10 protein-coding genes are annotated in these 12360 nt (G+C 64.8%); all 10 read left to right on the top strand.

The window, feature by feature from the left end:
- Positions 1-267: 267 nt before the first annotated feature.
- The 10 genes from M1B35_RS12100 to M1B35_RS12055 all read left to right on the top strand — a co-directional run bounded on the left by M1B35_RS12100 (position 268) and on the right by M1B35_RS12055 (position 12358).
- A complete protein-coding gene (locus M1B35_RS12100; RefSeq protein WP_259740385.1) occupies positions 268-1293 on the top strand; it encodes a sugar ABC transporter substrate-binding protein in 1026 nt (341 codons plus the stop codon).
- Between the two features lie 344 nt (positions 1294-1637).
- A complete protein-coding gene (locus M1B35_RS12095) occupies positions 1638-2978 on the top strand; it encodes an OprD family porin (RefSeq protein ID WP_268262008.1) in 1341 nt (446 codons plus the stop codon).
- A gap of 174 nt (positions 2979-3152) precedes the next feature.
- Entirely contained in the window at positions 3153-4739 is a 1587-nt protein-coding gene (locus M1B35_RS12090) for a sugar ABC transporter ATP-binding protein (protein ID WP_425273405.1), read from the top strand.
- Complete coding sequence (locus M1B35_RS12085; RefSeq protein ID WP_268262007.1) at positions 4726-5730, top strand: ABC transporter permease; 1005 nt, start codon at positions 4726-4728, stop codon at positions 5728-5730. The genes M1B35_RS12090 and M1B35_RS12085 overlap by 14 nt, the downstream gene beginning before the upstream one ends.
- The gene (locus tag M1B35_RS12080) at positions 5727-6701 is read left to right on the top strand and encodes an ABC transporter permease (protein WP_123332727.1); all 975 of its coding nucleotides are present in this window, start codon (positions 5727-5729) and stop codon (positions 6699-6701) included. The genes M1B35_RS12085 and M1B35_RS12080 overlap by 4 nt, the downstream gene beginning before the upstream one ends.
- A 397-nt stretch (positions 6702-7098) precedes the next feature.
- Positions 7099-8190, top strand: coding sequence for an AMP-binding protein (locus M1B35_RS12075; protein WP_268262006.1), 1092 nt, complete (start codon positions 7099-7101; stop codon positions 8188-8190).
- A gap of 10 nt (positions 8191-8200) precedes the next feature.
- The gene (locus M1B35_RS12070) at positions 8201-9001 is read left to right on the top strand and encodes an ABC transporter ATP-binding protein (protein ID WP_268262005.1); all 801 of its coding nucleotides are present in this window, start codon (positions 8201-8203) and stop codon (positions 8999-9001) included.
- Positions 9002-9003: 2 nt separating this feature from the next.
- A complete protein-coding gene (locus tag M1B35_RS12065; protein ID WP_268262004.1) occupies positions 9004-9885 on the top strand; it encodes a branched-chain amino acid ABC transporter permease in 882 nt (293 codons plus the stop codon).
- A 22-nt stretch (positions 9886-9907) separates the two neighbouring features.
- The gene (locus M1B35_RS12060; RefSeq protein WP_268262003.1) at positions 9908-10975 is read left to right on the top strand and encodes a branched-chain amino acid ABC transporter permease; all 1068 of its coding nucleotides are present in this window, start codon (positions 9908-9910) and stop codon (positions 10973-10975) included.
- A gap of 51 nt (positions 10976-11026) precedes the next feature.
- On the top strand, positions 11027-12358 hold the full coding sequence (locus tag M1B35_RS12055; protein ID WP_123332738.1) for an ABC transporter substrate-binding protein: 1332 nt from the start codon (positions 11027-11029) through the stop codon (positions 12356-12358).
- The last annotated feature ends 2 nt before the right edge of the window (positions 12359-12360 follow it).

Below are 12360 nucleotides of genomic sequence, written 5' to 3'. Positions count from 1 at the left end.
TTCCCATGCTCCGCGTGGGAATGCCGCCCATGACGCTTGCACCCTTGTTACCGCCATCGCCGGCAAGCCGGGCTCCTACGGGTTTTGTTGCATCCCGGTGGTGGTGTTGCTCCGGCAACAGTGGCGGAACAGATTGCCGTGGGGGATACAGCGTTTACGCCGGCGCCGCGCGGTGCAGCCCCAGTAAAACGGGGTTCGAGCGGGGTTGGCCTGGCCTGTGCAATGACCGATGCAGCACCTTTGAATCAGCCTCACGGAGTAGGCCCAATGCCCGCAGTCGCTCTATCGCCGAACCTCAATCACCGCGCTCCCCGTCGTCTCTTCCCCCGCAAAGGCTGGCAGGCCCTGGCGTTGGCCATCCTGGCCGCCACCTTTGGGGTGACGGCCCAGGCCGATGACGCCGACGTGCCGTCCCTGGCCGGCAAACGCATTGCCATCAGCATGACCGGTACCAGTCACTACTTCGATATCAAGGCGTTCCAGGCCCAGGTCGATGAGGTCAAGCGCCTCGGTGGCACGCCCATTACCCTGGACGCGGGGCGCAATGACAAAAACCTGGTGACCCAGTTGCAGACCGTGGTCACCCAGAAACCCGACGCGGTGATCCAGACCCTGGGCACCCTCAGCGTGATCGACCCCTGGCTCAAGCGCATCAACAAGGCCGGGATTCCCTTGTTCACCATCGACGCACCGTCCCAATACAGCATTAACAACACCACGTCCGACAACGTCGCCACCGGCAAGGCCCTGGCCGATCAGTTGATCAAGGACAGTGGCGGCAAGGGGCAGATCCTGGTGTTCAACGGTTTTTACGGGGTGCCGGTGTGCGCCATCCGTTATGACCAGTTGAAGCTGGCCCTCAAGGATCACCCGCAGTTGCAGATCATCGAGCCCGAGCTGCGGGACGTGATCCCCAACACCGTGCAGGACGCCTATTCCCAGGTGTCGGCCCTGCTCAACAAGTACCCCAAGGGCAGCGTCGCAGCGATCTGGTCGGCCTGGGACATTCCCCAACTGGGCGCCAGCAAGGCCCTGGTGGACGCCGGCCGTACCGAAATCAAGACCTACGGCGTGGACGGCACCCCGGAAGTCCTGGAGTTGCTCAAGCACGACAACTCGCCCATCGGCGCGGTGGTGGCCCAGCAACCGGCGCTGATCGGCAAGACCGCGGTGCAGAACGTGGCCCGCTACCTGGCCGGGCAGCATGACCTGCCGAAGGAAACCCAAGTGCCGACCTTGCTGACCACGGCGGCCAATCTGCCCGAGGTCCAGCAACTGCGTGGCGACCAATAAACGCGGGTTTTATCAAGCGCTCAAGCCACAGGCCGATGCCTGAACGGCCATCGCATCACGCCACGGTCTTGAGGGTTAACTCCAAAAGAACTGGCTAACTAACGGAACACTTCGGTGTTCCTTTTTTTTGCAAAAAAATCGTTGACTGGAACTTGAGTGCCAACTTTCGAGTGTTTGCCGGACAACACTGCGCTGACAGTTTGTTGTGTTATCGCGGCTTTTATAAAGAGTAATTAGTTTCATAACTATCTGAAAAATATAGATTTAAAGACATGGCATGAATTTCGGATAGAGCAGGTTGCACACACAACCACTCCCTACTTTCTATAACTAAAGAGTCTGCCATGCGTAAAGTTGCTGCCTTGTCTGTATTGGTCGCGGCCAGCCCGGTTTCTGTCTGGGCTGCCGATGAACAGGGTTTTATCGAAGACAGTCATTTGAACATCCTCAACCGGGATTTCTACTTCAGCCAGGACTTCCGCAACGGAAGCAGTGCCACCAATCCTCATACCGGCGAGCGCCAGAGTCGTCGTGCGGAGTGGGCCCACGCCATCATCGGGCGCTTCGAGTCCGGCTTTACCCAGGGCACGGTGGGCTTCGGGGTCGACGCCTATGGCCAGGTCGGGATCAAGCTCGACGGCGGCGATGGCGTGGTGGGTAACGGTGTCGGTGGCCCGGGGCTGATCCCCCGTGAAGGCGACAACAATGGCGAGCCCAAGGACCAGTGGGGCAAGGCCGGCGGCGCGGTCAAGCTGCGGGCCTTCGACACCGTGGTCAAGTACGGCGACGTCTCGCCCACCAGCCCGGTGGTGCACGCCAGTGATATCCGTCTGCTGCCGCAGACCCTGCGCGGGCTGATGTTTGACAACACCTCGATCGACGGCCTCAAGGTCGAAGGCGGCAAACTCACGGCCTCCAGCGACCGCACCGGGGTCAACCACAGCGGCGACCTGGGCACCGTGTACGGTGGGCGCCTGAAGGGGGCGGACGACGTGCAGTACCTGGGCGCCGACTACCGCTTGAACGACAACTGGAGCTTCAAGTTGCACACCAGCCGCCTGGACAACGTCTGGGACCAGTCCTTCGCCCGGGTCGACTTCCGCCAGAAACTCAGCGACACCCTGGCCTGGGACACCGGCCTGAACTACTACCGCACCCGGGACAGCGGCAGCGCCTTGCTGGGGGCCATCGACAACGATGCCTGGAGCACTCACCTGGGCCTGGACGTGGGCTTCCACCGTTTCCTGGTGGCCTATGAACAGGTGCGCGGCGACTCACCCTTCGACTACGTGTGGAACACCTACGACCTGGAGCTGGACAACGCCTCCCAGTGGTCGGACTTCAACAACCCCAACGAACGTTCGTGGCAGGCCAGCTACACCTACAACTTCGCCGGCCTCGGCATCCCCGGCTTGAGCATCACTGGGCGCTACCTGCGCGGCGACAACATCGATGGCACCAAGGCCCAGGGCGGCTACAGCTACTTCAACAGCGTCAGCGACGGCAAGCACTGGGAGCGCAACCTGTGGGCCACCTACGTGGTGCAGAGCGGGCCGGCCAAGGACTTCAAGGTCAATGTGTTACAGGCCACCCACCGGGTCGGCGGCGACTTCGGCAACTACGAGTCGAATGTCGATGAGCTGCGGGTGATCCTCGAATACCCCCTGGACCTGCGCATGCTCTGAGCCTGCCGGCTGTTGCCCAGTCAACAGTGCCCCAACACTTTGCCTGCCCGCTGACAGCCGTCGCCCGCCCAGCCCTCGACCGATGCGCCGCGTGGCGCCTGGCTGCGCGGGCGGTGCGTCCCGGCACGAAGCGTGCTGAGGCAAGGTGATTGGATTGCCAACAAGGACATAGCCATGGACCCGATTCACACCGCCGCCCAGGCGCCGCCCGCGGCCCTGGAAATGCGCGACATCCATAAACGCTTCGGCGCCACCCAAGCCCTGGCCGGGGTCAACCTGCGCCTGGCGCGAGGCTCGATCCACGGGCTGGTGGGGGAGAACGGCGCCGGCAAGTCGACCCTGATCAAGGTCCTGGCCGGGATCCATCGGGCCGACAGCGGCAGCCTGAGCATCGACGGCCAGGATTTTGCCGCCCTCAAGCCTGGCCAGCTGGAAGGCCTGGGCTTGCAGTTCATCCATCAGGAACGGCTGCTGCCCGCCAGTTTCACCGTGGGCGAAGCGCTGTTTTTCGGCCGCGAACTGCGCCGTGGTCCCTGGCTCGACCGCCGCGCCCAGGACCGTGAGGCGGCGCGCTTGCTGCAGGAGTATTTCAACCTGACGTTCCCCGCCGGCGCCCTGGTCAGCGAGCTGGACAGTGCCCAGCGGCAGATTTTACAGATCACCCGGGCCTTGCTGGCCAAGCCGAAGATTCTGGTGTTCGACGAACCCAGCGTGTCACTGGTCAAGCGTGAGGTGGACCAGTTGCTGGCGATCATCCGGCGCCTGCGGGACGACGGTTTGTCGATCCTCTACATCTCCCACTACCTGCAGGAAATCGAAAGCTTGTGCGACGAGGTCACGGTGCTGCGTAACGGCCGCGACGTGGCCCGGGTCGACCCGCGCAGCACCTCGACGGCGCAGATCGCCCGGCTCATGGTCAACCGCGATGTGGGCGAGATGTACCCGCGCAGGCAGCGGGTGCCGGGGCCGGTGCTGCTGGAGTTGAAGGGCCTGGGCCTGACCGGCTCCGGCGCGGCACCGGCGTACCAGGGCATTGACCTGAGGCTGCGCCGTGGCGAAGTCCTCGGCCTCACCGGGCTGGTGGGCTCGGGGGCCAAGGAGTTGCTCAAAAGCCTGTTCGGCCTGGTGCAGCCGGACCAGGGTGAGGTGCATTGGCAGGGTCGCCTGATCCGCCTCAAGTCCCCTCGCGACGCGGTGCGCCAAGGCATTGCCCTGGTGCCGGAAGAGCGCCGCAGCCACGGCATCGCCCCGGTGCTTTCGGTGCTGGAAAACCTGACCCTGGCCAGCCTGGAGCGCTTCAGCCGCTGGGGCTGGCTCAAGGCCCCGGCCGAGCGCCGAGAGAGCCAACGGCTGATCGACGAACTGGCCGTCAAGACTCCGGGCCCTGACGCGGCCCTGCAGCACCTCAGTGGCGGCAACCAGCAGAAGGTGGCCCTGGGCAAGTGGCTCAGCCGGGACTCGGCCCTGTACCTGCTGGATGAGCCCAGCGTCGGCATCGACATCGGCGCCAAGGTGGAAATCTACCGGCTGATCGGGCGCCTGGCCGAGGAGGGCGCGGCGGTGCTGGTGCTGTCCTCGGACCTGCCCGAGCTGATCGGCATCACCGACCGCATCCTGGTCATGCACCGTGGCGCCATCGCCGGCGAGTTCGATGCCCGCCAGGTCGACAGCGACCGCTTGCTGGCCTGTGCCACCGGCGCCAGCGAAACCCTCCCCAGCCCTGTGCCCGTGCTTCGGAAGCCTGAACATGCCCTTATCTGAAACCCTGTTTCCACCCCGCGCCGACCTGTCCCGGCGCCTTGGCCTACTGCTGGTGCGCCGAGGTTCGCTGCTGGCGTTCCTGGCGATTCTCGTGGGCTTTTCCCTGAGTGCGCCGAACTTCCTCAGCTACGGCAACATCGCCAACGTCTTTGCCCAGTCGGCCATCCTCGGCATCCTGGCCTTCGGCCTGACCTGCGTGGTGATTGGCGGTGGCTCCAACGTGCTGTCCGGTGGCCTCGACCTGTCCCTGGCGGCCAACCTGGGCTTGTGCGCGGCGGTCTACAGCAGCCTCAACAACGCTGAATTCGGCCCAGTGCCTGCGGTCGGCCTGACCTTGCTCTGCGGTCTGACCGTGGGCGCGCTGAACGGCATCAGCGTGGTGCTGCTGCGCCTGCCGCCGCTGTTGGCAACACTGGCCAGCATGAACCTGATCGCCGGGCTGGAACTGGTGCTGACCCAGAACAGCGTGCTGCCCACCGATTCGTCCCTGCTCGACACCCTGGCCAGCGGCGTTTGGCTGCAAGTGCCGGCTCTGGCCTGGGTGCTGTTGGCGGTGGCCGGGCTGCTGACCTTGCTGATTCAGCACAGCCCCTACGGCCTGCGCCTGTACGCCGTGGGTGAATACCCGGAAGCGGCGCGTGCAGCGGGCCTGGGCCTGGGGCGCTACGGCTTTTCCAGCTATCTGCTGGCGGGCCTGTGCGCGGCGCTGGCGGCCTTTTGCTCGGCGGCGTTCTTCAGCGGCAGCACCACCGGCTCCGGGGACATGCTGCTGTCGGTGGTGGCCATTGCCTTTCTTGGCGTGGTGTTTTCCCGGCGCCTGGTGGCGAATATCCCCGGGACCCTGCTGGCGACGCTGTTGCTGGGCTTTCTGATCAATGGCTTCCAACTGCTGAACATCTCCAGCTTCTGGGTCAATGGCGTGCAAGGTGTGTTGATCTTGCTGGTGGTGGCGCTGTCCAGCGCCCTGGGCAAACAGGAGGGCGCCGTATGAGCACGTCAATCGTCGTGACTTCGGGCAATGCCCTGGGTCTGCGCCTGCTACGCGGCATCCTGCCGTTGCTGATCGGCCTGATCCTGGTGTTCTTCGCCCTCACGGCGCCGGGGTTTCTCACCCTCGGCAACCTGTCGAGCCTGGTGCTGAACAATTTCGTGCTGCTGGCGATCATCGCCGTGGCCATGACCTGGGCGGTGGCGGCGGGCGGCATCGACCTGTCGGTGGGCACCTCGGTGGACTTTGCCAGCCTGGCCTTTGTGGTCCTGCTCAATGGCGGCTACGGCGTGCCCCTGGCGATTGCCGGCGCCTTGCTGGCCGGGGCGGCAGCGGGGCTGTTCAACGGCGTGCTGATTGCCGGGCTGCGCATTACCCCATTCCTGGCCACCCTGGGCACGCTGTTTATCGGCACCAGCGTGCAGCAACTGCTGTCCGACGGCGGCCAACCGATCTACATCCAGCAGGGCGTGTTGCCGGGCCTGGGCAGCCAGACCCTGCTCGGGGTGCCGCTGCCTTTGTGGCTGGTGCTGCTGGTGGCGCTGGTGTACGGCCTGATCCTCGCGCGCGGGCGCCTGGGCCGGGAAATCCTCGCCCTCGGCACCCAGCCACAGTTGGCCCGTTACTCCGGGTTGTCAGTGCGCGGGATTGCCTGGCGGGTGTTCCTCGGCAGCGCCTTGGCCTGTGCAGTGGCCGGGGTGCTGCTCAGCTCCACGGTCAATGCCTATGTGCCGATGTCCGGCAATGCCTACCTGATCAACGCCATCGGCGCGGTGTTCATGGGCACCACCCTGAGCCGTACTGGGCGCGCCAATGTGCCCGGGACTTTGCTGGGGGTGCTGTTTATCAACGTGATCGCCAATGGCCTGCTGCTGATCGGCTGGAATTTCTATTGGCAGCAAGTCGCCACCGGCGCGCTGATCCTGCTGGTGCTGGCCGCCAGTTTTGCCACTCGGCGCCTGGCCCAGGGCTGAGTCGAAGGGTGCCTCTGGCCCTGGTCAATGCCCCTGCCAGCCCTGGCAGGGGCACCCGGCTATATGTCTCTAACCTGCAGGGCTTGGGGGCTTATTTTGCTTCTAATCCTATTTGTTTGAATCGTTTTATAAGTCTATGAATATTAATGATTTATTTATTTTTTACGTGGATTGGCAAGCCAACCTCGGCGGCGCAGCTATTCCCGGCTTTCAGGGGCCAAGCCCCCGGGTTCCGGGGGCCAAGTGTTGGTGGGGCAACAGAGGTTAAGCAGGCTGTGCGTCGGCGATACACCAGATCAAATTAAGAGTGTGTTTCAAGTTATTGAAATATAAGGGTTAGTTGTTTGGCATGGAGGCTGCAATAGGGGTTTCAGAGCGAATCTCCAAGGACAGCCCCATGACCCGAACATTGCCCCAGGCCTTGCAACAGCAGGCCGCCGAACGCGGCCCGGCCCTGGCCCTGCGCTACAAACAGTTGGGCATCTGGCAGACCCGCCGTTGGGCACAGGTGCTGGAGGACGTACGGCGCCTTGCCGGCGCCTTGCAGCAGTTGGGGTTTGAGGCCCGCGACGAGCTGCTGATCATCAGCCAGGCCCGGGTCGAGGCGTTGCTCCTGGCCCTGGCGGCCCAATGGTTGGGGGGACGGGTCGGCTTGCTGGACCCGCGCCTGGACCACCGTCCGCGCCTGGCGCTGTTGCAGCCACGCTTTGCCCTGGCCGAAGACCAGGCGGCGGTGGCCCAGTTAAACGCGGCGCCCCAGCCGCCCCGGGCGTTGCTCTATCTGGATGGGCGCGGCCTCAACCCGCCGCAGCCGGGCAACCTGCGGCGCTACGACGATCTGCTGAGCGAAGCCTCCCTGGAGTCGGCGCCACCTCAGGCCGAGCCCCACAACACCGCCTTTGTGTTTTACCCCGACACCGATCAGACCGCCTTGCGCCTGAGCCACGGGCAATTGCTTGAAGGCGCCCGGCAGTTGGTGGCGCGCGAGGCCTTGAGCGCCGACGAAGAGGCCCTGGCCGCCCGGGTGTTCGCCGCCAGCGGCCAGGCCCGTTATCTGCTGGCGCCCTGGCTGGTGGCCGGTTTTTGCCTGAATTTCCCTGAAGCCCTGGAAACCCGCGACACCGACCGCCGTGAACTGGGCCCGAGCCTGGTGCTGGGCACCCACGAATCCTATGGGCGCCTGGCGCAGTGGGCCGAGGAGCGGCTGCCGTTGCCGGGCAGCTTCAGCCATGGCCTGTACCGCTGGGCTCTGGTGCCGGGGCGTGGGGCCCTGGGCACCTGGCTCGGCCATTGGCTGATCCGCCGGCCGCTGCTGGATGTGCTGGGCATGAGCCGCTTGCGTGTGCCGCTGCTGGTGGGGCCGGCCCTGACCGAGGACAGCGCGGCGTTTTTTGCCGCCCTGGGCATTCGTCCCCGGCACTGGCACGAGCCGTCGTCCCTGGCCCAGCCGGACCCGAACCCTGAACCCCTGATCCGCCAATCCGCCTGACGAGCCCTTTATGAGCGCAACCGCTGCAACTCCATTACTTCGGCTCGATGACATCTCCCTGTCGTTCAAGGGGGTCAAGGCCATCACCGCCATCAGCTTTGCCGTGGCCCCCGGGGAAATCTGCGGGCTGATCGGCCCCAACGGCGCCGGCAAAAGCTCGTTGCTGAACGTGATCAACGGCGTGTACCAGGCCCAGAGCGGGCATATCCACTACGCCGGGCAGGTGCGCCGGCGCATGCGTCCGCACCAGGCCGCCGAGGGCGGCATCGCCCGGACTTTCCAGAACATCGCCTTGTTCAAGGGCATGAGCGTGCTCGACAACGTGCTTACCGGGCGCAACCTCAAGCGCCGCAGTTCCTGGCTGGAACAGATGTTCGGCCTCGGCCGGGCGCCCCGGGAGGACGACCAGCAACGCCTGCACGCGGAGCGGGTGATTGCCTTCCTGCGCATCCACCCGTGGCGCGACGCCCTGGTGGGCAAGCTGCCCTACGGCCTGCAAAAACGCGTGGAGCTGGCCCGGGCCCTGGCTGCCGAGCCGCAGTTGCTGCTGCTGGATGAGCCCATGGCCGGGATGAACGCCGAGGAGAAGGGCGAAATGAGCCAGTTCATCCGCGAAATCAACCGCGAATTCGGCACCACCGTGGTGTTGATCGAACACGACATCGGCGTGGTCATGGGCTTGTGCGACCACGTGGTGGTGCTCGACTACGGCCGCAAGATTGGCGACGGCACCCCGGAGCAGGTGCGCGCCAACCCTGAAGTGATCGCCGCCTACCTGGGCTCGCGACGTCCCCAGCGAGCGAGGAACTGAGCATGGAGTTTTTCTTTGAAGTGCTGATCGGTGGGCTGCTGGCGGGGGTCATGTACTCCCTGGTGGCCATCGGGTTTGTGCTGATCTACAAAGCCAGCGGCGTGTTCAACTTCGCCCAGGGCGCCATGGTGCTGTTTGCCGCCCTGACCTTTGTCAGCCTGCTGGAGCGCGGGCTGCCGTTCTGGGTGGCGTTCGCCGTGACCCTGGCCAGCCTGGTGGCCCTGGCCCTGGCCATCGAGAAGGTGGTACTGCGGCCCCTGGTCAATCGCCCGCCGATCATCCTGTTCATGGCCACCCTGGGCCTGTCGTACCTGATCGAAGGCCTGGCCCAGTTTCTCTGGGGCGCCCAGGTCCACGGCCTGGAGCTGGGCATCCCCGACGAGCCCCTGGAAATCCGCGGCATGTTGCTCTCCCAGTTCGACCTGTTCGCGGCTGGCACCGCGGCGGCGCTGGTGCTGGCCCTGTCCCTGCTGTTCAACAAGACCCGGGTCGGCCTGTCTTTGCGGGCGGTGGCCGACGATCCCCTGGCGTCCCTGGCGGTGGGCATTCGCCTGCCGCGGATCTGGGCCCTGGTGTGGGCGGTGGCGGGGTTTGTCGGGCTGGTGGCCGGGCTGCTCTGGGGCGCACGCCTGGGGGTGCAGTTCTCCCTGTCGCTGGTGGTGCTCAAGGCCTTGCCGGTGCTGATTATCGGCGGCTTTTCCTCGATCGGCGGGGCGATTGTCGGCGGCCTGATCATCGGTGCCGCGGAAAAACTCGCGGAGATCTACCTCGGCCCGATCATCGGCAGCGGCATCGAGAACTGGGTGCCGTACGTGCTCGCCCTGGTGTTTTTGCTGGTGCGTCCCGCCGGGTTGTTCGGCGAGCGGGCCATCGAGCGGGTCTGACTTTCTTTCAAGGAATGCCTTCATGCTGTATCGCGAAGCCGGTCAATTGAGCACCACCTACAGCGCCCAGCGCCGTACTTTCCGCCTGCGCCAGGACCGACTCGGCCTGGGGCTGCTGCTGGCCTTTGCCTTTGTCGCCGTGCCCTGGCTGGGCAACGACTATTGGTTCAGCGCCATCCTGATTCCGTTGCTGGTGCTGTCCCTGGCCGGGCTGGGCCTGAACCTGTTGACCGGCTACGCCGGCCAGCTGTCCCTGGGGTCGGCGGCCTTTATGGCGGTGGGCGCCTTTGCCGCCTACAACCTGCAACTGCGGGTGCCGGGGCTGCCGCTGTTGCTGAGCTTTTTCCTCGGTGGGGTGATCGCCGCCCTGGTGGCGGTGCTGTTCGGCTTGCCGAGCCTGCGGATCAAAGGCTTCTACCTACTGGTCTCGACCCTGGCCGCGCAGTTCGTGGTGGAGTGGGTGCTGACGCGCTTCAGTTGGTTCACCAACGACAACGCCTCCGGGGTCATCACTTCGCCGCCGTTGCTGATCGCCGGCCTCGATTTCAGCTCGCCCCGGGGCCGTTACCTGCTGACCCTGAGCCTGGTGGTGCTGCTGTTCTGGCTGGGCAAGAACCTGGTGCGCAGCGAGCTGGGGCGCAACTGGATGGCGGTGCGCGACATGGACACCGCCGCCGCGGTGATCGGCATCCGCCTGTTCAAGGCCAAGCTGCTGGCGTTTGCCCTCAGCGGCTTCTACCTGGGCATCGCCGGCTCGCTGTGGGCCTTCGCCTACCTGGGCACGGTGGAACCTCACGGTTTCGACCTGAGCCGTTCGTTCCAGGTGCTGTTCATCATCATTATCGGCGGCCTGGGCAGCGTGCTCGGCAACCTGTTGGGCGCGGCGTTCATCGTGCTGTTCCCGATTCTCCTGGCCAACCTGTTCGGCCTGCTGCCCAGCGGCCTGATGGACTCCGGGCAACTGGAAAACCTGCAAAAGATGCTATTCGGCGCCCTGATCATCGCTTTTCTGATCAAGGAGCCCGAAGGCCTGGCCCGGCTCTGGCAACGCCTGCGCCTGCGGGCTCGGGTCTGGCCCCTGCGTTACTGATGCCTGTCGCTTTCTCAACCCCACACTGATCCGCCACAAGGAACTGCCTTTATGACTCACCGCAAACCGTTGCGCCGCCTGGCATTGGGCCTGGCCTTGCTGACCGCCGGCCTGACGGCCCAGGTCCAGGCTGCCGACGAACAGTACTTCCCCTTGCAGAGCTACCGGGTCGGCCCTTACGCCGCCGGCGGCACCGGCTTCTTCGGCGGCTTTATCGATTACCTGCAATACATCAACGCCCAGGGCGGGGTGAACGGGGTCAAGCTGACCTGGAGCGAATGCGAGACCGAGTACGTGGTGGAGAAGGGCGTGGAGTGCTACGAGCGCCTCAAGGGCGGCCTCAACGGGGCCCCGGCAGCGGCCACCAACCCGCTGTCGGTGGGCATCGCCTACGCGACCCTGGAGCGCTCCACCGCCGACAAGCTGCCGCTGATTACCATCAACCACGGGCGCACCGATTCCACTGACGGCAGCGTGTTCCCCTATGTGTTCCCGTTGCAGCTCAACCCGTACTCCGAGGTCTCGGCGATCATCAATTACATCGGCCAGCGCGAAGGCGGGGCCGAGCACCTCAAGGGCAAGAAAATTGCCGTGCTCTACCACGGCTCGCCCTACGGCAAGGAAACCAACGGGGTACTGGAAACCCTGGCGAAGAACGCCGGTTTCGAGCTGACCCTGCTGGAGGTGCCGCACCCGGGCAACGAGCAGCAATCCCAGTGGCTGAACATCCGCCGCTTGAAACCCGATTGGGTGATCCTGCGGGGCTGGGGGGTAATGAACCCGGTGGCCCTGAAGTCGGCACAAAAGGTCGGTTACCCGGCGGACCACATCATCGGCAACATCTGGAGCAACTCTGAAGAAGACGTGGTGCCGGCCGGCGCTGCTGCCAAGGGTTTTATCTCCATCACCACTCACCCGTCGGGCACTGATTTCCCGGTGCTGCAGGGCATCAAGGGCAAGGTGGTGGACGCTGGCAAGGGCAACCTGGCCGACCCGAAACGCTTTGGCACCGTGTACTACAACCTCGGTGTGGTGAACGGCATCCTCAACGTCGAGGCCCTGCGCCTGGCCCAGGAGAAATACGGCAACAAACCCCTGACCGGCGAGCAGGTGCGCTGGGGCTTCGAGCACTTGAACCTCGATGACGCGCGTTTGCAGGCCCTGGGCGCCAAAGGCCTGGTGCAACCGCTGAAACTGTCCTGCTCGGACCATGAAGGTGGCGGTGCGGTGCGCTTCCAGCAGTGGGACGGCCAGCGCTGGAACCTGATCAGTGACTGGGTGCAGGCCGACCGTGCCTTGCTGCGGCCGTTGATCGAGGCTTCGGCCGCGCAATACGCCAAGGAAAAAGGCATCACCCCGCGCAATTGCAGCCAGGAGCAATAAAG

Source organism: Pseudomonas morbosilactucae (genome assembly GCF_023241665.1).
Lineage (GTDB): Bacteria > Pseudomonadota > Gammaproteobacteria > Pseudomonadales > Pseudomonadaceae > Aquipseudomonas > Aquipseudomonas morbosilactucae.
This window is presented reverse-complemented; position numbering and strand designations above follow the sequence as displayed.